The following is a 21,170-nucleotide window of genomic DNA, read 5'->3' as shown; positions in this document are numbered from 1 at the left end:
GCGGGGGGCCCAGAATCGTCACAAGGGCATGGAGACGACGACGGCACCGGCCCGGGCGGGCCGTCGCGTCCACCGCCGGGGAGGCGCGCAGGTGCAGTCGGCAGCGACCGAGGCGGCGGTGCGGCAGGTCTACGCCGCCCACTACGGCCTGCTCGCCGGGTGGGCGGCTCGCCTGCTCGGGGACCGCGACCTGGCCCACGACCTGGCGACGGAGGCCTTCGTGCGGCTGATCCGTGACTGGGACCTGGTGGACGAGCCCAAGGCCTGGCTCTACGCGACGACCGCGAACCTGGTTCGCGACCACTGGCGACGTCGCGGGCGGGAGGCCACGGCATACGACCGGTTCTCCGGGGGCCGGCCGCCGCAGGAGGCGGCGCCGGGACCCGACCCGGCCGAGCGGCTCACCGTCCGGGACGCCGTGCTCGCGCTGCCGGACCGGCTCCGGGCCGGGGTGCTGCTCTACTACTTCGCCGACCTGAGCGTCGCCCAGGTCGCCGCGCACCTGGGCCGGTCCGAGGGCGCGGTCAAGCGGGACCTGTTCGACGCGCGGGCCCGGATGGCCCGGCTGCTGGAGGGTGTGCGATGAGCGGGAACGAGCCCCGGCCGGGGTCGGTCGAGGAGCTGTTCGCCCGGGAGCGGGCGCTGGTCACGGACCTGCCCGCCGACGAGGAGCGCTGGCAGCGGATCGTGCACGCGGCGCGGTGGCGCCGCCGCAGCCACCGGCAGCGGTATGCCGGGGCCGCCGCTGCCGTGGCCCTGCTCACCGCGGGTGTCGCCTGGGCGACCACGCACGGGACGGGCACGCCGCCACGTCCGGCGGCGACGACCGTTGCCACCCCCGGGCCCACGCAGGTGACCCGGCCGGCGCCCAGCACCTCGGCGCCGGCGCCGTCGGCGACGGGCTCCGCCGTGCCCGGGCTGGCCCGGGGGGCCGCGGTGCCGAAGGACTTCACCGTGCTCTCGCTGAGCAACGCCGGGCACGGGCACGTCTACGCCATGGGTGACGCCTCGTGCGGGCACGGGGTGCGGTGCCCGGTCCTGGCCGGCTCCACCGACGAGGGTCGCACGTGGGCGGTCGTGCACTCCTTCGACGGACGGACGGTGCCCGACCCCGACGTCGTCGGTGCCTCGGTGCAGCCGGCCGGCGTGCTGAGCCAGGTGCGCTTCGCCACCCCCGAGATCGGGTGGGTGTTCGGCGGCGGGGCGATGCAGACCCGTGATGGCGGGCGCACCTGGGCGCCCTACCCGCACAGCGGTGACGCGGTCGTGGCGCTCGAGACCGACGGCCAGCAGGTCGTGGTCGTGACCGGCCAGGGCTGCGGCACCGGCTCCTGCTCCGGCCAGCTGACCATGGCCACCGACTCGGTCGCCCAGCCGCACGGGGTGGCCGGTGGTGGCGCGTCGGCCGACCTCGGCCGGGGCTGGAACGAGCCGGTGCTCGCGCTGGGGGGTGGCCAGCCCGTGGTCAGCGTCTGGACCCCGGTCGGCGGCGTCCTGCTGCAGGTGCAGGACACCGAGTCGCTCTCACCGGGCTCGCAGGGCCCGGTCTGCCGCGGCGGCGGCGCCGAGGTGGTGACCACCGACGCGTCGGCGCACCCCGGCCTGGTCGGGCTGTGCACCACCCAGGGCGCGGCCGGCTCGCTCGGCTACGCCGTCAACACCAGCCCCGACGGCCTGACCTGGAGCGTGGTCGACGCCCAGTCGCTCACGCTGGTCAACGCCGGGCACATCGCGCTCGCGGCCGCCGACCGCAGCAACCTGCTCGCCGCCTCCGGCGGGAACCCCTCGGTCCACGGCTCCCTGAAGGTCAGCCACGACGGTGGCCACACGTGGGTGGTCCCCGCCGGCGCGCCCCCGATGCCCACGATGGGGTGGCGCTGGGTGGGTGCTCCCGGTGGGGCGACGTTCTACGCCCTCGGCGGCCCCGGCCCGGCGTACTGGGTCAGCCACGACCACGGCGACCACTGGCAGAAGGTGACGATCAGCTGAACCCGTTGCCATGACACGCGATCGTCACACGAGGCATGCCATCCTCTAGTCATGACCCACACGGCCTCCCGTCCCGGCGCCGACCGGGCCCGGTGGGAGGCCGACGTCGTGCTCCGGGACGGCTCGGTGGCGCACGTGCGCCCGATCCGGCCCGACGACGCCGACGGGATCCGCCGGTTCCACGCCCGGCAGTCGCCGGAGTCGATCTACATGCGCTTCTTCGCGCCGATCAAGCAGCTCTCCGAGCGGGACGTGCAGCGGTTCACCCACGTCGACTACGTCGACCGGGTGGCGCTGGTCGCAACGGTGCGCGGGGAGATCATCGGCATCGCCCGCTACGACAAGATCGACGCGACGACGGCGGAGGTGGCGTTCAACATCTCCGACGCCTTCCAGGGCCGGGGCGTCGGCTCGGTGCTGCTGGAGCACCTGGCCGCGATCGCGCACGAGCTCGGGGTCGGCAAGTTCGTCGCCGACGTGCTCCCGCAGAACCGCAAGATGATCGGCGTCTTCACCGAGGCCGGCTACGAGGTCGAGCACCACTACGACGACGGGGTCATCGCGGTCTCGTTCCGGATCGAGCCGACCGAGCAGTCCCAGGCGGTGCGTCTGGCCCGGGAGCACCGCGCGGAGTCGGTCAGCATGCACTCGGTGCTCTTCCCGGACTCGATCGCGGTGGTCGGCGCGAGCCGCCGGTCGGACTCGATCGGGCACCAGCTGCTGCACAACGTCCTTGCCGCCGGGTTCACCGGCCGGGTCCACGCCGTCAACACCGAGGCGTTGGAGGTGCTGGGCCTGGAGTCGCACGCCAAGGTCAGCGACATCCCCGACGAGGTCGACCTCGCCGTCGTAGCGGTGCCCGCGGAGGCGGTGCTCGGCGTGGTGCGCGACTGCGCCGACGCGGGGGTCAAGGCGCTGCTGGTCGCCTCGGCCGGCTTCGCCGAGGTCGGCCCGGAGGGGGAGCAGCGCCAGCGTGAGCTGCTGCGCACCGCCCGCGACGCCGGCATGCGGGTCATCGGGCCCAACTCCTTCGGGGTGATCAACTCCCACCCCGCGGTGAGGCTCAACGCGTCGCTTGCGCCGGCGCTGCCACCGCCGGGCACGTTCGGGCTCTTCGCCCAGAGCGGCGCCCTCGGCATCGCGGTCCTGGCCTCGGCCGCCCGGCGCAACCTCGGCGTCTCGGTGTTCGCCTCCGCCGGCAACCGCGTCGACGTCTCGGGCAACGACTTCATGCAGTACTGGATCGACGATGCCGACACCCACGCGGTGGGCCTGTACCTCGAGTCCATGGGCAACCCGCGCAAGTTCAGCCGGATCGCCCGGGCGCTGGCCCTCACCAAGCCGGTGATCGTCGTCAAGTCGGGCATCAGCTCGTACGGCGTGCCGCCGGGTCACCGGGCCCGGCCCACCCGCGTGCCGCCCCAGGCCTTCGACGCCATGCTGCGCCAGGCCGGGGTGATCCGGGTCGAGAACATCCACCAGCTCTTCGACGTGGCCCAGCTCGTCGTCCACCAGCCGCTGCCGCGCGGGCGACGGGTCGCGGTGGTCGGCAACTCCGACGCCCTGGGCGCGCTCACCGCCGAGGCCTGCGTCAGCTGGGGGCTGGAGGTGACCCACGGCCCGGTGTCGCTGCCGTCGGAGGCCACCGCGGAGATGTTCGCCCAGACCCTTGACGCCGCCTTCGCCGACGAGCAGGTCGACAGCGTCCTCACCTGCTTCATCCCGCCCCTGGTCACCCTTGACGCCGAGGTCGTCGACGCCGTGGCCGACGCGGCAGCGCAGTCCGACAAGCCGTGCCTGGCCACGTTCCTCGGTATGCGCGGCGTCACGGAAGCCTTGTCCGCCAAGGAGTTCGACGAGCACGGACGGAGGCGGGCCGTGCCGGCGTACTCCATGCCGGAGGACGCGGTGCGCGCGCTTGCGGCGGCGACCAAGTACGGCGAGTGGCGGGCCCGCGACCAGGGCCAGCGGGTGGCGCCGGTCGGCATCGACCGGGCAGCCGCGGAGGCGCTCGTCGACGCCGTCCTCACGCAGTCGCCCGAGGGACGCGCACTGACGCCCGACGAGGTCACGGTCCTGCTGGCCGCCTACGGCATCACCCTGTGGCCGACGGTGCCGGTGGCCACCGCCGACGACGCGGTGGCGGCGGCCAGGCACATGGGCTATCCGGTGGTGGTCAAGTCGGTGGCGCCCGCGGTGCGCCACCAGCCCGGCACGGGTGGCATCCGGGTCGACCTGCACACGGCCGCCTCGGTGCGGGAGGCGTTCGCCGCGCTGAAGGACCGGCTGGCCGCGCTGTCGGCCAACTCCCTGGTGGTGCAGAAGATGGCCACGCCCGGGGTCTCCTGCGTGGTGAGCACGACCGAGGACCCGCTGTTCGGCCCGGTGGTCAGCTTCTCGGTGGCCGGCCCGCCGACCGACCTGCTCGGCGACATCGGGCACCGGATCCCGCCGCTCACCGACGTCGACGTGTCCGACCTGATCTCCTCGGTGCGGGCCGCGCCGCTGTTGCACGGCCACCGCGGCGCCACCCCGGTCAACCGTGCCGCCCTGGCAGACCTGGTCGCCCGGATGTCGGTGCTCGCGGACGAGCTGCCCGAGGTCGCCTCGCTCGTGCTCAACCCCGTGATCGCCCATCCCGGCGGGGTGGACGTGGTCGGGGCGGAGGCCACTGTCGCGCCGCCACCGGTGCGCAAGGACACCGACCGCCGGGCCCTGCCCTAGGGACCGCGGCGGTGCCGTGGCCGCCCGCCCGGGACACGGCCAGCAGCCGCCCGCGAGCCCGGCCGGTCGGCGGGCCCCGCTGACGTGCGCAAGGATGGGCCCATGGCCACACCGACCGAGCAGCGTCCCACCCCCCTCCCGGAGAACCTCACCCGGGACATCGAGCGGGCCGGCTACTACCCGGCGCTCGTCGCGGACGTGGTGGACTCGGCCCTCGCGGGTGAGCAGGTGGTCTCGCACCTGGTCCACCAGGAGACGACGTTCGACCACGACACCGTGCGCCGGCACATCACCGTGCTCGTGCTCACCCCGCGCCGGCTGGTCATCGCCCACGCCGACGACCACCACGGCGAGCACGGCGAGCAGGGCGACGCCGAGGCCGTGGCCACCGCGACCTCCGAGGTCGTGCCGCTCAGCGCGGTCCGCGGGGTGATGCTCACCCACGTCGTCGCCGCGCCGGACAGCTACGAGCCCGGGGCCCTCGGCCGCGAGCTCACCGTGACGCTGGGGTGGGGCACGGTCAGCCGGGTCGACATGGTGCCGGCCGTCTGCAGCGACCCCTCCTGCGAGGCCGACCACGGCTACGAGGGCACGGTCACCGCCGACGACATCAGCCTGCGCGTCAGTGCCGCCGCCGATGGCCAGCCCGCCCTGGAGCAGGCGATGGCCTTCGCCCGCGCGATGTCGGCGACGATCGGACGCTGAGGAGGGGGACGTTCGGGTGATGGAGGAGGTGCTGCCTCCCCGCTACGACGGGGAGGGACTGGCCGCGGTGCTGCCTGCCGTGGCGCGCTCGCTGGGGGTGCCCGGGGGAGCAGGGGCGCCCACCGGCATGGACCTGCCCGAGGCGCGCCGGGCCGTCGTCGTGCTCGTCGACGGGCTGGGGTACGACCTGCTGCGCCAGCGCAGCGGGCACGCGCCTTTCCTGCGCAGCCTGCTGCCCGCCGCATACCGGCTCACCGCCGGCTTCCCGTCCACGACGGCCACGAGCATGGCGACGTTCGGCACCGGGCTGCCCCCGGGCGCCCACGGGCTGGTCGGCTACGAGGTGCTGGTGCCGGGGGAGGACCGCCTGCTCAACGAGCTGTCCTGGGAGGACGGTCCCGACCCGCTGCGCTGGCAGCCGTCCGAGACGGTGTTCGAGCGGGCCCAGGCCGCGGGCGTGGACGTGACGCGGATCGGGCCGGGCTTCTTCGACGGCTCCGGCCTGACCAACGCCGCCGTCCGTGGCGGCTCGTTCCGGGCGGCGACCTCCCTGGATGACCGGGTCGACGCCGCGCTCGCGGCTGTGCGGGCCAGCCGTCGGGCGCTGGTCTACCTCTACTGGGGCGAGCTGGACAAGGTCGGGCACGTCCACGGCTGCCAGTCCTGGGAGTGGGGCGACGAGCTCGAGGCGATCGACGGGGCCATGGCCCGGCTCGCGGCGTCCGTGCCGCCGGACACGGCGGTGCTGGTGACGGCCGACCACGGCATGGTCGACGCGCCGCACGCCCTGCGCATCGACCTCGGCCACGACTCTGAGCTCGCCGCCGGGATCCGCCATGTGGGCGGGGAGGCCCGCTCCCTGCAGCTGTACTGCGAGCCCGGTGCGGCCGCCGACGTGGTGCAGACGTGGCGCGGGCGTCTCTCCGAGCGGGCGTGGGTGCTCGAGCGGGACGAGGCCGTGGCCCAGGGCTGGTTCGGCCCGGTCGCCGAGCACGTGCTGCCGCGGATCGGCGACGTCGTCGTCCCGATGCGCGACAACTTCGCGATCGTGGACTCGCGCACCGCGCGGCCGCAGCTGCTGGCCCTGCTCGGGCTGCACGGGTCGCTGACCCCCGAGGAGGTGTCGGTGCCCCTCCTGCGGGTGCCGGCGCGCGACAACGCATAGGGTTGCGGCTCGTGGCTGAACTCGTCTTCTTCTCCGGCACCATGGACTGCGGCAAGTCCACCCTCGCCCTGCAGATGGACCACAACCACGCCGCCCGCGGGCGCCGCGGGCTGATCTTCACCAAGCACGATCGCGCCGGCGAGTCGGTGCTGTCCTCCCGCCTGGGCCTGTCCACCAGCGCCCTGGAGGTCGAGGACGACCTCGACTTCTGGGACGCCATCGTGGGCCAGGCCACCAACGGTCTCCGGGTCGACTACCTCATCTGCGACGAGGCGCAGTTCTACACCCCCGAGCAGGTCGAGCAGCTGGCCCGGCTGGTGGACGAGATGGGGGTGGACGTCTACGCCTTCGGCATCACCGCGGACTTCCGCACCGCGTTGTTCCCCGGCTCGCGCCGGATGATCGAGCTGGCCGACCGGGTGCAGGTGCTCCAGGTCGAGGCCTTGTGCTGGTGCGGGCAGCGAGCCACCCACAACGCCCGCGTCATCGACGGCGTGATGGTCGTCGAGGGGGAGCAGGTCGTGGTCGGCGACACCGCCAGCACGGTCGCCGGGGTGGTCGAGTACGAGGTCCTGTGCCGCCGGCACTACATGCGCCGGATGACCTCCGCCGCCGCGCGGGCCGCGTCCCCGTCAGCCGAGGTGCTCCCGTTCGACCTCGACCTGTGCCCGCTGCCGGTGGTGCCCAGCTCGGCCCGGGGCGCCTGAGCAGACCCCGGGACCTCCGCCTCGACTCCTCGCGGCGGGCTCCCGCCAGGCTGGTCTCCATGACGATCGTGGAGGGGTGGGCGATGGCCACAGTGCAACGGGACCGGGTCGCCGCGGCGCTGGCCGCGGTGATGGCGGTGGGCGCGGCGGCGGGGACGTTCGGGCTGTGGAGCGGCAGCGTCGGCTTCGGCGAGGAGATCACCGGCCGCCTGCCGTGGGGGAGCACCCTGGTGGCCGGCACCGCCCTGCTCGTGGTGGTGGCCCTGCCGATGACCCTGGCCGCCGTGGCCGGCTGGCGTGGGAACCCGCGGGCACCGCAGCTGCTGCTGCTCGCCGGGCTGCTGCTCGTCGGCTGGATCGTCGTCGAGGTGGCGTTCATCCGGTCGTTCTCGTGGCTGCAGCCGGTCTGCGCCGTCTGGGGCGCGCTCGTGGCCGTGCTCGGCCTGCGGGACCGGGGCCGTGCCCCGGTCCCCGGCGTCAGCCCCGGTCGGAGCCCGGACGCGCGCCGAACATGATGTCGTCCCAGCTGGGCACGCTCGGCCGGCCGCTGCGCCGGGAGGACGCCGACCGGCGCGTCGGAGCCTCCTCACGGGCCGCCCGCTTCTGCGCCGCCCCGGGCTGCGCGTCGTCCTCGACGTCGGGATGGTCGCCCTCGTCACGCGCGTCCTCGTCGGCGGGGACGGCCTCCACCGTGGGCGCCGCGTCCGCGACCTCCTCCGGCAGCGCAGCGTCGTCCTCCGGCAGCGCGGCGTCGGCGTCCTCCGGCTCGCCGGCGGGCGTGCCCGGCTGGTCGCCGACGTCCCAGTGCGCGTGGGCGCCGGGGTAGCCGTGGGCCGGTGGGGGCGGCGGCATCGTCGTGGGGTCGTAGGCGATGTGCTCGAGCGGGACGGCCTCCTCCGGGGCGTCCGTGGAGCCGGGGACGTGGGTGGGCGTGGCAGGGGAGGCGGTCGGTGCCGGCGGCGGGGTGTCCCGGCGCGGGCCGGGCCGGCGGCGGGCCCGGGCGGCGCTCCGCTCACGCATCGCGGTCATGAGGTCCAGCGGCTCGGCGGTCCGCTCGGTCGGCCGACCGGCGGCGTGGACGCCACCCTCGGCCTCGACGTCGTAGACGGTCGTGGAGCGTACCGGGACCGATGCCAGGTGCGGCGCCGGGATGGGCCCGGGGACACCGGGCTGCTCGTCCTCGCTCAGCCAGCGCGCCTCGTCGTCGACGGCCGTGACCGTGCGGTCGGTGGAGTGGTAGGTCCAGGAGGCCTGGCGCTGGCGCCCGCCGGCGGGGAAGGTCAGCACGACCGTCCACGGCCCCTCATCGGAGCGCCAGGAGTCCCAGGTCGCGTCCGTCGGGTCCACGCCTCGGCCGCTGAGCCGCTGGCTGACCCGGGTGGCCAGGGTGGGGGCCGAGGCGCCGGCGGAACCACCGCGGCCGCGCAGGCGCACCTCGCGCGCCAGCCCGGCGACGTGCTCACGCTCGGCGATGACCGGGCCCTCGTAGCGGCGCACCTTCTCCACCGGCCACCCGGCACGCTCGGCCACCTCCTCCACGGACGCGCCGGCCCGGATGAGCGCCTGCACGTCGCGGGGACGCAGCCCGCCGTCGACCTCGATCTGCAGCTGCCCCAGCCGGGGCCGGTCCCGTCGGACCGCGGCCCGGATCGGCTCGTCGATGCGCACCCGGAACCGGGTGCCGTCAGCCGCCGCGAGCAGCAGGTGCTCGCCGTCCTCGTGCACGCCGATCAGTCGCAGGTCCTGCATTCGCCTTCTCCCGGTCACCTCCGCCGGGTCCCGTCCATGCCCGGCAGGACCCCGACTCTGCCACCTCGCGCAGCCCCGGCGGAAGCGGCCACGCCGCACCGGTACTTTTGCCTACGACCATGCTCACCCAGGACGCCCAGCTGCAGCTCATCCTTGACCTCGTCGGAGTCTTCGTGTTTGCCCTCTCCGGCGGGCTCGTCGCCGTCCGCAAGCGGCTCGATCTCTTCGGCGTGCTCGTCCTGGCCGGCGCCGCGGCGCTCGGCGGCGGGGTCATGAGGGACCTGCTCATCGGCGCCACTCCACCAGTCGGCCTCAGCGACTGGCGGCTCGTCGCCACTGCCTCGCTCGCCGGGGTCGTGACCTTCCTGTTCCACCCCGGCGTGGCCCGGATCAGCAAGCTGGTCCGCATCCTCGACGCCGCCGGCCTGGCCGCGTTCGCCGTCGCCGGCGCGCTCAAGGCCCTCGGCGCCGGCGCCGGGCCGATGACCGCCGTGCTCGTCGGTGCGATCACCGCGATCGGCGGCGGGATGCTGCGTGACCTCCTCGCCGGGCAGGTGCCCGAGGTGCTGCGCCGCGAGCTGTACGCCGTGCCCGCCCTGCTCGGTGCCACGGTGGTCGTCGTCGCCTACCGGATGCACCACCTCACCGAGACCGTGGTGTGGTCGGCGGTGGCCCTGGTCTTCACCGTCCGGATGACCGCCGTCGTCCTCGACCTCAACGCCCCCACCCCCCTGCGAACCGGAGACTCCGCATGAGCACCCCTGACGCCACGCCAGGCTCCACCGACGCGACCGATGAGCTCGCGCCCTACGACGCCATCCTCCTGCTGTCCTTCGGCGGCCCCGAGGCCCCCGAGGAGGTGATGCCGTTCCTGCGCCGCGTCACGGCCGGGCGCGGCATCCCCGACGAGCGGCTCGAGGCCGTCGCGGAGCACTACCTGCACTTCGGCGGGCGCAGCCCCATCAACGACCAGAACCGCGCGCTGCTCAAGGAGCTGCGCACCGAGCTCGACCGCCGCGGCATCGCGACGCCGCTGCTGTGGGGCAACCGCAACTCCGAGCCCTTCGTCACCGACACCCAGCGCCAGGCCCACGAGGACGGGGTACGCCGTGTGGTCACCCTGGTGACCAGCGCCTACTCCTCCTACTCCTCCTGCCGCCAGTACCGCGAGGACCTCGCCGCCGCGGTCGGCACGCTCGCCGAGCAGGGCGTCGACCTCGCCGTGGACAAGGTGCGGCCGTACTGGAACCACCCGGGCTTCAGCCGGGCCAACACGCGACTGGTCACCGAGGCGGCGCGAGGGCTGGGCCTGCCCGACGAGCAGGTGCGGCTGGTCTTCGTCACCCACTCGGTGCCCGAGGCCATGGACGACACCTCCGGCCCGGGCGACGGTGAGGGCAACCTGTACCGCCGCCAGCACCTCGACCTGTCCGCGGCGGTCACCGCCGAGGTCAACGCCACGCTGAGCCGCTCCCTGGAGTGGGACCTGGTCTACTGCTCGCGCTCCGGCCCGCCGAGCCAGCCGTGGCTGGAGCCGGACGTCAACGACCACCTCGAGCGGCTGCACGGCGAGGGGGTGCGGGCGGTCGTGCTCGCGCCGATCGGCTTCGTGTCCGACCACATGGAGGTCGTCTTCGACCTCGACACCGAGGCCGCGGAGACCGCCGAGCGGCTCGGGCTGCGCCTGGTCCGGGTGCCCACGGTCGGCACCGACGCGGAGTTCGTCAGCGGTCTGGTGGACCTCGTCCTCGAGCGCGCCGCCCTCGCCCGCAACGAGGCAGTGGTGCAGCCGACGTGGCCGGGCAGCGACACCCGGCCGGTGGTCTGCCGACCGGGCTGCTGCCCCAACCTGCGGGTGGCCAGGCCGGCACTGTGCGGGAGCGACTGATGGCCAGCTCGACCGTCCCCGAGCTGCCGGAGCTGCCCGAGGGCCTGGACCTGGCCGCGCTCGAGCGCCTCGCCGTCGACACGGCCCACGAGGCGGGCCGGTTCATCGTGGACGAGCGCCCCGGCGGTCTCGGCGTGGCGCAGACCAAGAGCAGCGCCACCGACGTGGTCACCGTGATGGACCAGGGCTGCGAGAAGCTGCTGCGCGCGCTGCTCGGGGCCGCCCGTCCCGACGACGCGATCCTGGGCGAGGAGGACGGTGCCACGGACGGGACGAGCGGCATCACGTGGGTGGTCGACCCGATCGACGGGACCGTCAACTACCTCTACGAGATCCCGGCCTACTGCGTCTCCGTCGGGGCCGTGGTCGGCGACCCCACGCGGCCCGGTCACTGGCGCCCCGTTGCCGGCGCGGTCTACAACCCGGTCAGCGGGGAGATGTTCCACGCCCGGCTCGGGGCAGGGGCGCACCTGGTCGACGCGGCCGGGCAGCGAAGGCGGCTGCGCGCGGGCGAGGTCGACACGCTCGGCCAGGCCTTGGTCGCCACCGGCTTCGGCTACCGCGCCGAGGTCCGGCGCGCGCAGGCGGCGGTGCTGGCGGAGCTGATCCCGCACATCCGCGACATCCGCCGGGCCGGGAGCGCCGCGCTGGACCTGTGCGCCGTGGCCGCGGGTCGCGTCGACGCCTACTACGAGCGCGGGCTGAACCCGTGGGACCTCGCCGCAGGATGGCTGGTGGCCACGGAGGCCGGTGCGCTCGTCAGCGGCCTGCCCGGCCGGCCGCCGGCCAAAGAGCTGGTGGTGGCCGCCGGGGCGCCGCTGGCGGCGGCGCTCGGCGCGCGGCTGGCCGACCTGATGACCGTCGCGGACTGACGCACCCCCGACGGTATGCCGTGGGGCGGCACGCGTGCCCCGGCATGCACGGGACATGAAAGGAGGCCGGTGGCGGGGCGTCGTGCCCGGCCACCGGCCTCTCTCGTCCTGACGGTGGCGCAGCCCGCGTTCAGCTGGCGGCGCGCTCGTCGGGGGCGTACTCCGCCAGCTCGGGGACGTGCAGGCCGTGCTCCGCGGCCAGGTGGGCCAGCGACTCGAGCTCTCCGACCCGCACCTCCACCAGGTAGTCGTCGCCACTGCGTCGGGCGGCCTCGAGCGACTCGAGGGCCTGCTGAACCCGTTCGCGGATCTCCGCGTGGAACTCAGTCATGTCCACCTCCCGTGGTGTCTTCGGCGCGCTGACTCTACGAGGTGACCCGGTCGGGGTTGCCAATCGCGTCGCTGATCTTTGCGCTAACAAACCGTAAAGAGATCGCCAACGCGGCTCGCTGACCTGCACGGTTGTGCGCTGTTGTGGGTCTGGTCACATTCGCGACCGCTGCATCGGGGGGCGGCCGGGGGTCCGCGGACGCGGGCACGCCACACCCGTATCACCCCGGTGCATGACCCGGGGGAGGGGATAAGGAACAATCCGCCCCGCAGGTGGGCACAAATCCGGGACCTTCTGCGTTAACCCCGCTGCCACCCACCAATCAGACTTTCTGCACCACCGAACAGACCTCCAAGGAGAGCGACACACCCCATGGCGACTGACTACGACGCGCCACGCAAGACCGACGACGAGGAGTCTGCGGACTCCATCGAGGAGCTGAAGTCCCGCCGCGTCGACAAGAGCTCCTCGAGCGTCGACGTCGACGAGACCGAGCAGGCCGAAGGCTTCGAGCTGCCCGGCGCCGACCTCTCCGGTGAGGAGCTGTCGGTGCGGGTGCTGCCCCGCCAGGCTGACGAGTTCACCTGCTCGCGCTGCTTCCTCGTGCACCACCGGAGCCAGCTGGCCAAGGAGGTCGGCGGGCTCCCGGTGTGCAGCGAGTGCGCAGCCTGAGCCGGGATCACTGACGGCACAGCCCGATAGGGTCGGTCCCTGTGACTGACCCTTCGTGCGTCCCGGTGCTCCTGCAGCGACTCGACCCGCAGCTGCCGCTGCCGGTCCGGTCCCACCCCGGCGACGCCGGGGTGGACCTGCATGCGCGCCGGGACGCGACCTTGCCCCCGGGTGGTCGCGACCTGGTGCCGACCGGCATCGCGGTGGCGCTGCCCGAGGGCTACGCCGCGTTCGTCCACCCCCGCTCGGGGCTGGCGGCCCGGCACGGCATCACCATCGTCAACGCACCGGGCACCGTCGACGCGGGCTACCGCGGCGAGATCCTGGTGAACCTGCTCAACACCGACCCCGAGCGCCCGTTCACGGTGCACCGGGGTGACCGCATCGCCCAGCTGGTCATCCAGCAGGTCAGCGTGCCCCGGTTCATCGAGGTCGACTCGCTCCCGGGTAGCGCACGAGGGGAGACTGGGCATGGGGCCAGTGGCGGGTTCTCCGCACCCCCGCCCCACGACATGAAGGACGAGGACAACCAGTGAGCCTGTTCCGCCGCGGCAGCAAGTCCGCGCCCCCCACCGGTAGCGACGCCGTCGAGCCCGAGGTCACGCCGGCGGACGAGGCCGGCCTCGACCAGACGCGCGCCGACCAGTCCGGTGCTGGCCAGTCCGGCACCGACCAGCCGATCGGCACCGCCGGCCCCTACGACCGCGGCCAGGTGCCCGGCCCGGAGGGCCGGCTCGACCTCGGCTCGCTCTGGGTGGCCGGTGTGCCCGGCATGGAGCTGCGCCTGGAGGTCGACGACGAGACCCAGAGCATCGTGGGCGTGACGGCGGTGCTGGGGGAGTCGGCCGTTCAGCTGCAGGCGTTCGCGGCTCCGCGCTCCGAGGGCCTGTGGGAGGAGATCCGCCGGGAGATCGCCTCGAGCATCACCCGTCAGGGCGGCACTGCCGACGAGGTCTCCGGCCCGCTCGGCGCCGAGCTGCAGACGCGGATGCCGGGCCAGGCACCCGACGGTCGCACCATCTACTCCCCGGCCCGCTTTCTCGGGGTCGACGGCCCGCGCTGGTTCCTCCGTGCGGTGCTCAGCGGCCGGGCGGCGGTCGACCAGGATGCCGCCACCCCGCTGATCGAGATGGTCAGCGCGACGGTCGTCGTCCGCGGCGACGAGGCCATGGCGCCCCGGGACCTGCTGCCGTTGCAGCTGCCGTCGGAGGAGCAGCACACTGGGGACCAGGCCCCGGAGCCGCCGGCGGCAGAGGACTTCACCCCCTTCGAGCGCGGCCCCGAGATCACCGAGATCCGTTGAGAGCGAGGTGGCCGTCACCATGACCGAGGCCGAACGCGCGCGACCCCGCGAGGAGTCCGGCCTGCTGCACCGCCTGACCTCGCGCCTGACCAAGAGCCAGGCCGAGCTCGACGCCGGCGAGCTGCAGGCCGACGCCGACCGGCTCGGTGGCACGCCGATCGCCGACCTCGTCGACCGCCAGAACGCCAGCGTCTGCGGTTCGGTGCGCAGCGTGACGCTGCGCCCGCGGGTCAACGTGCCGGCCCTGGTGGCCGAGCTCTACGACGGCAGCCAGCGGCTCAACCTGGTGTGGCTGGGGCGTCGCGAGATCAAGGGCATCGAGACCGGCACGTACCTCACGGTGCGCGGCCGGGTCACCTTCCAGCGTGGGGTGCCGACGATGTTCAACCCCGCCTACGACATCAAGCCGACCCGTGGCCACTGACCCGACGGCGGCGCCCGAGCCTGTCGACACGCCCACGGTCGAGGAGCTCATCCGGGCGCGGCTCTCGGCCGCAGTCGGCGGCCTGCGCGGCTCGGTCGAGGCCGCCCTGCCCACGGTCGCGTTCGTCGCCGCCTGGGCGTGGCGGCATGACGTCATGACGGCGGTCGTCGCCTCCGCCGTGCTGGCGGTGGTGCTGCTGGCGGTGCGTCTCGTGGCGCGCCAGACCCCCCGCTACGTCCTGGGCTCCGTCCTGGCCACGGCGGTGGCGGCCGCTTTCGCGCTGCGCAGCGGGCGGGCCGAGGCCGCCTTCCTGCCGGGCATCCTCACCAACGCCGGGCTCATGCTGATGGCCCTGCTGTCGGTGGTCACCCGCTGGCCGCTGGTCGGCTTCGTGGTCGCGGCCGGGGACCCGCGCATGGCCGAGGACCCCACCGCGTGGCGCCGCGACGCGGGCCTGGTTCGGGTGTGCCAGCGGCTCACGCTGGTCCTCGTGGGGCTCTACGCCCTGCGCCTGCTCGTCATGGGCCCCCTGTATGCCGCCTCGCAGGTCACCCTGCTCGGCGTCGCCAAGCTGGTCCTCGGCTGGCCCGCCTACCTTGCCGCCGTCGCGGTGATGGCCGCGATCCTCATGCGCGGACGCACGCGGGCCGCCGCCGAGGACCTCGCGGCCGGGGCACGTCCCACCGACTGAGTCCCACCCGACTGAGCCACCCGGCATACAGCGGACATGACGAGGGGGCGGCCGCGATGCGGCCGCCCCCTCACGGTGTGTGTCCGGGTCCGGTGGTCAGCCCTCGGCGCCGCGGGGCACCCGGTTGCCGGGGCTGAGCATTGCCTCGAGGGCGTCCTCGACCTCGGGCGTGGTGAGGAAGAGCAGCTCGTCGTGGGCCTCGACCGAGTCGTCGCGGCTGGGGGCGATCGGGTGGTCCTCGCGGATGATGCCCACGAGCACGCTGTCGCCGGGCCACGGGATGTCGCCGACCCGCTTGCCGGCGAACGGGCTGTCCGGCGGCAGGGTCAGCTCGACCATCGTGGCGGTGCCCTGCTGGAACTGGAAGATGCGGACCAGGTCGCCGACGCTGACCGCCTCCTCGACCAGGGCCGTCATGAGGCGCGGCGTGGACACGGCCACGTCGACACCCCAGGCCTCGTCGAACATCCACTCGTTCTTGGGGTTGTTGACCCGGGCGACCGTGCGTGGCACGCCGAACTCGGTCTTGGCCAGCAGCGAGACGACCAGGTTGGCCTTGTCGTCACCGGTGGCGGCGACGACGACGTCGCAGTCGGCCAGCCCCGCCTCGTGCAGGGCCGTGATCTCGCAGGCGTCGGCCAGCAGCCACGAGGCCTCCGGCACCCGCCCGGCCTGGACGTCGTCGGCGTCCTTGTCGATGAGCAGCACCTGGTGCCCGTTGTGCAGGAGCTCCCGGGCGATGGAGCGGCCGACGCTGCCGGCGCCGGCGATGACTACGCGCATGGTGGGCGTGGGTCCTTTCTGGGGCGGGCGCTCAGTGGGCGGGCGGCGGCTGGTCGAGGGTCTGCTCGACGCTGGTCAGGGCGCCGGTCGTCGTGACCAGGTGGACGATGTCGCCGTCCTGGTAGACGGTGTCGGCCGCCGGGAGCAGACCCTCGCCCAGACGGGTCAGGTAGGCCACCCGCGCACCGGTGACCGACTCCAGCTCGGTGATCCGGCGGCCGACCCAGCCGGCGTGGACCGGGACATCGGCGATGAGGATCTGGCCGCTGGGGTCGGTGTGCTCCGGGACCGAGCCCTGGGGGAGCAGCCGGCGCAGCATCTGGTCGGCCGTCCAGCGCACCGTGGCGACGGTGGGGATGCCGAGCCGCTGGTAGACCTCGGCGCGGCCGGGGTCGTAGATGCGGGCGACGACGTGCTCGACGCCGAACGTCTCGCGAGCCACCCGCGCGGCGAGGATGTTGGAGTTGTCACCGTTGCTGACCGCGGCGAACGCGTAGGCGTCCTCGACGCCCGCCTCGCGCAACGTGTCGCGGTCGAAGCCGACCCCGGTGACCCGCTTGCCCTCGAACGTGCTGCCCAGTCGCCGGAACGCGGTGCTGTTCTGGTCGATGACGGCCACGTCGTGGCCCTGGCTCTCAAGGCTCAGGGCGAGCGTCGAGCCGACCCGGCCGCAGCCCATGATGACGAAGTGCACGCGCCGACGCTACACCGGAGGGGGTGCGGGCCGCGCAGCCCGGCCAGAGCGCCCTAGAGTTGCGACGTGCCCGCCACCGGTCGTGTCCTCAAACGCCTCCTCGTGGGTCGCGCCATGCGCAGCGACCGGCTCGGTGAGACCTTGCTGCCCAAGCGGATCGCCCTCCCGGTCTTCGCCAGTGACGCGCTCTCCTCGGTGGCCTACGCACCGGACGAGATCTTCCTGACCCTGGCGGTGGCCGGCGGAGCGTTCGCGACGACCCACTCCTGGCAGATCGGCCTCGGCGTCGTCTTCGTCATGCTCGTCGTCGTCGCGTCCTACCGGCAGAACGTCCACGCCTACCCCTCAGGTGGCGGTGACTACGAGGTCGCCACCGTCAACCTCGGCGCCCGCGCCGGGCTGACGGTGGCCAGCGCGCTGCTCGTCGACTACGTCCTGACCGTCGCGGTGTCGATCTCCTCCGGCGTGCAGAACGCCGCGGCCGCGATGCCGTTCCTGCGCGGCCACGAGATGCCGATCGCCATCGCCCTGGTCGTGCTGCTCACCGCCATGAACCTGCGGGGTGTGCGAGAGTCTGGCTCGGCGTTCGCCGTCCCTGTCTACGCATTCATGTTCGGCATCATCGGCATGGGCCTGTTCGGCTTCGCCCGTGCGGCCTTCGGTCACCTGCCCCAGGCCGAGAGCGCGAGGTTCACCCTCCTTCCCGAGCCCGGATCGGGCGGGATCATGGGCTTCGCCGCGATGTTCCTGCTGCTGCGCGCGTTCTCCTCCGGCTGTGCCGCGCTCACCGGCGTCGAGGCGATCTCCAACGGCGTGCCGGCCTTCAAGAAGCCCAAGAGCCGCAACGCGGCCACGACCCTGCTGCTCATGGGCACGATCGCCGTCACCATGCTCATGTCGATCATCACGCTGACCCGGATGACCGGCATCAAGTACGCCGAGAACCCCGCCACCCAGCTCTGGGTCAACGGCCACCCGGTGGGCCCCGCCTACCAGCAGGACACGATCATCGGCCAGCTCGCCAAGACGGTCTTCTCCGGCTTCCCGGTCGGCGTCGTGTTCGTCTCGATCGTCACCGGCATCATCCTCGTGCTGGCCGCCAACACCGCGTTCAACGGCTTCCCGGTCCTGGCCTCGATCCTGGCCAAGGACGGCTACCTGCCCCGCCAGCTGCACACCCGCGGCGACCGCCTCGCGTTCAGCAACGGCATCCTCATCCTCGCCGGTGCCGCGGCGTTCCTGATCTTCATCTACAACGCCGAGGTCACCAAGCTCATCCAGCTCTACATCGTCGGCGTCTTCGTCTCGTTCACGCTGAGCCAGACCGGCATGATCCGACACTGGAACCGTCACCTGCGCACCGAGCGCGACCCCAAGGTGCGGGCCAGGATGATGCGCAGCCGCATCATCAACAGCATCGGCGCGGTCATGTCCGGCACCGTCCTGCTCGTCGTCCTGGCCACGAAGTTCGTCAAGGGCGCCGGCTACGCGATCGCCGCCATGGTGGTGCTGTACATCCTGATGCAGGCCATCTCCCGGCACTACCGACGGGTCCGCGAGGAGCTCCACGTCGCCGAGACCGACTCCGACGCCCAGCTGCTGCCCTCGCGCGTGCACGCCGTCGTGCTGGTCTCCAAGATCCACAAGCCGACGCTGCGGGCACTGGCCTACGCCCGGGCCACGCGCCCCTCGGTGCTGGAGGCGATCACCGTCAACGTCGAGCCGGACGAGACGAAGTCGCTGCAGCAGGAGTGGGACCGCCGGGACATCCCGGTGCCGCTGAAGGTGCTCGACTCGCCCTACCGCGAGATCACCCGCCCGGTCGTCGACTATGTCAAGTCGGTCCGCCGTGGCAGCCCGCGCGACGTGGTCATGGTCTACATCCCCGAGTACGTCCTCGGGCGCTGGTGGGAGCAGCTCTTGCACAACCAGAGCGCCCTGCGCCTCAAGGGCCGCCTGCTGTTCACCCCTGGCGTCATGGTCGCCAGCGTCCCCTGGCAGCTGCGGTCCTCCGAGGGTGTCGAGGAGCGTCTCGACCGGCCGCGCGCCGGCTCCATCCGGCGGGGCTCGTGACCGAACGCAGGCAGGGCGGCTCCCTGGTCGGGCTGCAGTTCGTCGTCGAGGTCGGCCCCGTGGCCCACGGCGGGCACTGCGTCGCGCGCCACGACGGGCGCGTGGTGTTCGTCCGCCACGCCCTGCCGGGGGAGCGGGTCCGGGTCGAGGTCACTGAGGGCAAGGAAGGCGACCGCTTCCTGCGCGGGGACGCCGTCGAGGTCCTGCAGCCCTCGGCGCACCGGGTCGCCCCGCCCTGCCCGTTCGCCGGGCCGGGGCGCTGCGGCGGCTGCGACTTCCAGCACGCGGACCTGGCCTACAGCCGCGAGCTCAAGGCGGCGGTCGTGGCCGAGCAGTTCCAGCGCCTGGCCGGTCTCACGGTCGACGTCCCGGTGGAGCCGGTGCCCGGCGACACCGAGGGCCTGCGCTGGCGCACGCGGGTGGAGTTCGCCGTCGACGCGGACGGGCGTCCCGGGCTGCGCAAGCACCGCTCGCACGACGTCGTCGCGGTTGACGACTGCCTCATCGCCACGCAGGAGGTCGTCGACAGCGGAGTCCTGGAGCGCACCTGGCGCGGGTCGACCGCCGTCGACGTTATCGCCCCCAGCGCCGGTCCCGGAGTGGTGACCGTGCTGCTCCCGGCAGGGGAGAAGGCCGCGCCGCACGTGCGCGAGCACGTCGAGGCGGGTGGCTGGTCGGAGGACTTCCGCGTCGGCGCCCGCGGCTTCTGGCAGGTGCACCCCGGCGCCGCCTCCACCTTCGTCGGCCACGTCCTCGCCGAGCTGGGCCCGCAGCCGGGGGAGCGGGCGGTCGACCTGTATGCCGGGGTGGGCCTGTTCGCGGTCGCCCTCGCCGACGCGGTGGGGGAGGACGGGGCGGTGCTCGCGGTCGAGTCTGACGAGCGCGCCGTGCGGGACGCCCGGCGCAACGTGCACTCCCGCCCGCAGGTGGAGGTCCGGCGCAGCCGGGTCGACCGGGCCCTGCGTCCGCTGCTGCAGCAGCAGGTGAGCGCCGACCTGGTGGTCCTCGACCCGCCACGCACCGGCGCCGGGCGCGACGTCGTGCGCGAGGTGACCGCGCTGCGGCCGCGGCTGGTCGCCTACGTCGCGTGCGACCCGGCCGCGCTCGCCCGGGACGTGGCCTACGCGCGCGAGGCGGGTTACGGCATACGGTCGCTGCGGGCGTTCGACGCCTTCCCGATGACCCACCACATGGAGTGCATCGCCATCCTCGAGCCGCTCCCCGTGGAGGCCGGGCAATGAGCGGCGACAACGGTTTCGGCTACCCGGTCGACGTGCGCTTCTTCGAGGTCGACTCCCTCGGCGTGGTCTTCAACATGTGGTACCTCGGGTGGTGCGACGAGGCCATGAGCGGCTACCTGGAGCACCTCGGCCACGGCTACCGCACGCTGCGGGAGTCCGGCTACGACGCGGTGCTGCGCCGGGCCGAGCTGGACTGGGTCGACAGCCTCCAGGCGTTCGAGTCGGCCCGGGTGCGCGTGCGCGTGGAGCACATCGGCTCGACCTCGTTCCGGCTGGGCTACGACATCGAGCGGACCGGCCCGGGGGAGCGGGACGGGCAGCCGTGCGCACACGTGTCCATCACCTACGTGTGCGTGACCGTCGCCGACCGGGCCAAGGCGCCGATCCCCCTTGGCCTGCGCACGGCGCTGGAGCAGGATCGGTCGGGTCAGGGGGTCGACCCCGCTGTCCCGGCCCGACCGAGGTGTGGTTAGATATCTTGACGTCAAGATAAATGGTGGAAGGAGCCGGCCGTGAGCGGCACGAGCGCAAACAGCTTCGGAGCACAAGGCGCCCTGCAGGTGGGCGACGCGTCCTATGACATCTACCGCCTGGGGGCGGTCGACGGCAGCGCGAACCTGCCCTACAGCCTCAAGGTGCTGCTGGAGAACCTCCTGCGCACCGAGGACGGCGCGAACATCACCGCCGACCACATCCGGGCCCTCGCCGGCTGGGACCCCTCGGCCGAGCCCGACACCGAGATCCAGTTCACGCCGGCCCGCGTGATCATGCAGGACTTCACCGGCGTGCCCTGCGTGGTCGACCTGGCCACCATGCGCGAGGCCGTCGCCGAGCTCGGTGGCGACGCCACGAAGATCAACCCGCTGGCCCCGGCCGAGCTGGTCATCGACCACTCGGTCATCACCGACGTGTTCGGTCGCGCCGACGCCTTCGAGCGCAACGTCGAGCTGGAGTACCAGCGCAACAAGGAGCGCTACCAGTTCCTGCGCTGGGGCCAGACCGCGTTCAACGACTTCAAGGTCGTCCCGCCCGGCACCGGCATCGTCCACCAGGTCAACATCGAGCACCTGGCGCGCACCGTCATGGTCCGTGACGGCGTGGCCTACCCCGACACCTGCGTCGGCACCGACTCGCACACGACGATGGTCAACGGCCTGGG

At 73.4% G+C, this 21,170-nt stretch carries 23 protein-coding genes; 19 read left to right on the top strand and 4 right to left on the bottom strand.

What is annotated here, in order from left to right; genetic code table 11:
* Positions 1 to 28 precede the first annotated feature (28 nt).
* The 7 genes from ACXVGS_RS11320 (at position 29) to ACXVGS_RS11290 (ending at position 7,805) form a co-directional block, all read left to right on the top strand.
* Positions 29 to 586 carry an RNA polymerase sigma factor gene (locus ACXVGS_RS11320; protein ID WP_458529937.1) on the top strand — a complete coding sequence of 186 codons (558 nt, stop codon included), beginning with the start codon at positions 29 to 31 and terminating at the stop codon, positions 584 to 586.
* On the top strand, positions 583 to 1,989 hold the full coding sequence (locus ACXVGS_RS11315; protein ID WP_458533325.1) for a hypothetical protein: 1,407 nt from the start codon (positions 583 to 585) through the stop codon (positions 1,987 to 1,989). Before ACXVGS_RS11320 ends, ACXVGS_RS11315 begins: the two co-directional genes overlap by 4 nt.
* A 51-nt stretch (positions 1,990 to 2,040) precedes the next feature.
* A complete protein-coding gene (locus tag ACXVGS_RS11310; RefSeq protein WP_458536962.1) occupies positions 2,041 to 4,713 on the top strand; it encodes a bifunctional acetate--CoA ligase family protein/GNAT family N-acetyltransferase in 2,673 nt (890 codons plus the stop codon).
* A 102-nt stretch (positions 4,714 to 4,815) separates the two neighbouring features.
* Positions 4,816 to 5,418: a DUF5998 family protein gene (locus tag ACXVGS_RS11305; RefSeq protein ID WP_458529934.1), complete on the top strand. Its 603-nt coding sequence runs from the start codon at positions 4,816 to 4,818 to the stop codon at positions 5,416 to 5,418.
* Positions 5,419 to 5,437: 19 nt separating this feature from the next.
* Positions 5,438 to 6,583, top strand: coding sequence for an alkaline phosphatase family protein (locus ACXVGS_RS11300; RefSeq protein WP_458531934.1), 1,146 nt, complete (start codon positions 5,438 to 5,440; stop codon positions 6,581 to 6,583).
* An 11-nt stretch (positions 6,584 to 6,594) separates the two neighbouring features.
* The gene (locus ACXVGS_RS11295; protein WP_458529932.1) at positions 6,595 to 7,290 is read left to right on the top strand and encodes a thymidine kinase; all 696 of its coding nucleotides are present in this window, start codon (positions 6,595 to 6,597) and stop codon (positions 7,288 to 7,290) included.
* 59 nt (positions 7,291 to 7,349) lie between these two features.
* Complete coding sequence (locus ACXVGS_RS11290; protein WP_458536961.1) at positions 7,350 to 7,805, top strand: hypothetical protein; 456 nt, start codon at positions 7,350 to 7,352, stop codon at positions 7,803 to 7,805.
* Here the strand turns inward: ACXVGS_RS11290 and sepH are convergent.
* Positions 7,768 to 9,039 carry a septation protein SepH gene (gene sepH / locus ACXVGS_RS11285; RefSeq protein ID WP_458536960.1) on the bottom strand — a complete coding sequence of 424 codons (1,272 nt, stop codon included), beginning with the start codon at positions 9,037 to 9,039 and terminating at the stop codon, positions 7,768 to 7,770. The genes ACXVGS_RS11290 and sepH overlap by 38 nt on opposite strands.
* 119 nt (positions 9,040 to 9,158) lie before the next feature.
* Between sepH and ACXVGS_RS11280 the strand changes: the two genes are divergently transcribed.
* From ACXVGS_RS11280 to ACXVGS_RS11270, 3 genes are read left to right on the top strand one after another with little or no spacing between them, the layout of a single operon-like run.
* Positions 9,159 to 9,794, top strand: a complete 636-nt coding sequence (locus tag ACXVGS_RS11280; RefSeq protein ID WP_458531931.1) for a trimeric intracellular cation channel family protein — start codon at positions 9,159 to 9,161, stop codon at positions 9,792 to 9,794.
* Positions 9,791 to 10,927, top strand: a complete 1,137-nt coding sequence (locus tag ACXVGS_RS11275; protein ID WP_458536959.1) for a ferrochelatase — start codon at positions 9,791 to 9,793, stop codon at positions 10,925 to 10,927. Before ACXVGS_RS11280 ends, ACXVGS_RS11275 begins: the two co-directional genes overlap by 4 nt.
* Positions 10,927 to 11,799 (top strand): inositol monophosphatase family protein, encoded by an 873-nt coding sequence (locus ACXVGS_RS11270; RefSeq protein WP_458533322.1) that lies wholly within the window; start codon positions 10,927 to 10,929, stop codon positions 11,797 to 11,799. Before ACXVGS_RS11275 ends, ACXVGS_RS11270 begins: the two co-directional genes overlap by 1 nt.
* Positions 11,800 to 11,929: 130 nt before the next feature.
* Here the strand turns inward: ACXVGS_RS11270 and ACXVGS_RS11265 are convergent, their stop codons facing one another.
* Positions 11,930 to 12,130 carry a hypothetical protein gene (locus ACXVGS_RS11265; RefSeq protein WP_141788379.1) on the bottom strand — a complete coding sequence of 67 codons (201 nt, stop codon included), beginning with the start codon at positions 12,128 to 12,130 and terminating at the stop codon, positions 11,930 to 11,932.
* Between the two features lie 372 nt (positions 12,131 to 12,502).
* Between ACXVGS_RS11265 and ACXVGS_RS11260 the strand changes: the two genes are divergently transcribed.
* From ACXVGS_RS11260 to ACXVGS_RS11240, 5 genes are read left to right on the top strand one after another with little or no spacing between them, the layout of a single operon-like run.
* Positions 12,503 to 12,802 carry a DUF4193 domain-containing protein gene (locus tag ACXVGS_RS11260; RefSeq protein WP_458530663.1) on the top strand — a complete coding sequence of 100 codons (300 nt, stop codon included), beginning with the start codon at positions 12,503 to 12,505 and terminating at the stop codon, positions 12,800 to 12,802.
* Positions 12,803 to 12,843: 41 nt separating this feature from the next.
* Positions 12,844 to 13,338 carry a dUTP diphosphatase gene (gene dut / locus ACXVGS_RS11255; RefSeq protein WP_458531929.1) on the top strand — a complete coding sequence of 165 codons (495 nt, stop codon included), beginning with the start codon at positions 12,844 to 12,846 and terminating at the stop codon, positions 13,336 to 13,338.
* Positions 13,335 to 14,105: a DUF3710 domain-containing protein gene (locus ACXVGS_RS11250; protein ID WP_458536958.1), complete on the top strand. Its 771-nt coding sequence runs from the start codon at positions 13,335 to 13,337 to the stop codon at positions 14,103 to 14,105. The genes dut and ACXVGS_RS11250 overlap by 4 nt, the downstream gene beginning before the upstream one ends.
* Positions 14,106 to 14,124: 19 nt before the next feature.
* Positions 14,125 to 14,529 (top strand): OB-fold nucleic acid binding domain-containing protein, encoded by a 405-nt coding sequence (locus ACXVGS_RS11245; protein WP_458530660.1) that lies wholly within the window; start codon positions 14,125 to 14,127, stop codon positions 14,527 to 14,529.
* Complete coding sequence (locus tag ACXVGS_RS11240; RefSeq protein ID WP_458530659.1) at positions 14,519 to 15,220, top strand: DUF3159 domain-containing protein; 702 nt, start codon at positions 14,519 to 14,521, stop codon at positions 15,218 to 15,220. The genes ACXVGS_RS11245 and ACXVGS_RS11240 overlap by 11 nt, the downstream gene beginning before the upstream one ends.
* Before the next feature lie 96 nt (positions 15,221 to 15,316).
* Here ACXVGS_RS11240 and ACXVGS_RS11235 read toward each other — a convergent pair whose 3' ends face one another.
* Positions 15,317 to 16,003: a potassium channel family protein gene (locus ACXVGS_RS11235; protein WP_141788374.1), complete on the bottom strand. Its 687-nt coding sequence runs from the start codon at positions 16,001 to 16,003 to the stop codon at positions 15,317 to 15,319.
* Between the two features lie 31 nt (positions 16,004 to 16,034).
* Complete coding sequence (locus tag ACXVGS_RS11230; RefSeq protein ID WP_458530658.1) at positions 16,035 to 16,697, bottom strand: potassium channel family protein; 663 nt, start codon at positions 16,695 to 16,697, stop codon at positions 16,035 to 16,037.
* Positions 16,698 to 16,811: 114 nt separating this feature from the next.
* Between ACXVGS_RS11230 and ACXVGS_RS11225 the strand changes: the two genes are divergently transcribed.
* The 4 genes from ACXVGS_RS11225 to ACXVGS_RS11210 all read left to right on the top strand — a co-directional run.
* A complete protein-coding gene (locus ACXVGS_RS11225; RefSeq protein ID WP_458530668.1) occupies positions 16,812 to 18,770 on the top strand; it encodes an APC family permease in 1,959 nt (652 codons plus the stop codon).
* Positions 18,767 to 20,011, top strand: a complete 1,245-nt coding sequence (locus ACXVGS_RS11220) for a class I SAM-dependent RNA methyltransferase (protein WP_458536957.1) — start codon at positions 18,767 to 18,769, stop codon at positions 20,009 to 20,011. Before ACXVGS_RS11225 ends, ACXVGS_RS11220 begins: the two co-directional genes overlap by 4 nt.
* Positions 20,008 to 20,484, top strand: coding sequence for an acyl-CoA thioesterase (locus ACXVGS_RS11215; protein ID WP_458530656.1), 477 nt, complete (start codon positions 20,008 to 20,010; stop codon positions 20,482 to 20,484). Before ACXVGS_RS11220 ends, ACXVGS_RS11215 begins: the two co-directional genes overlap by 4 nt.
* Before the next feature lie 39 nt (positions 20,485 to 20,523).
* Positions 20,524 to 21,170 (top strand): aconitase family protein (locus tag ACXVGS_RS11210; protein WP_458536956.1); only part of this gene is annotated, 647 nt, incomplete at its 3' end.

The sequence above is a fragment of the Oryzihumus sp. genome, assembly GCF_054325275.1.
The sequence above is the reverse complement of the archived record's forward strand: the minus strand, read 5'-3'. Positions and strand labels throughout refer to the sequence as shown.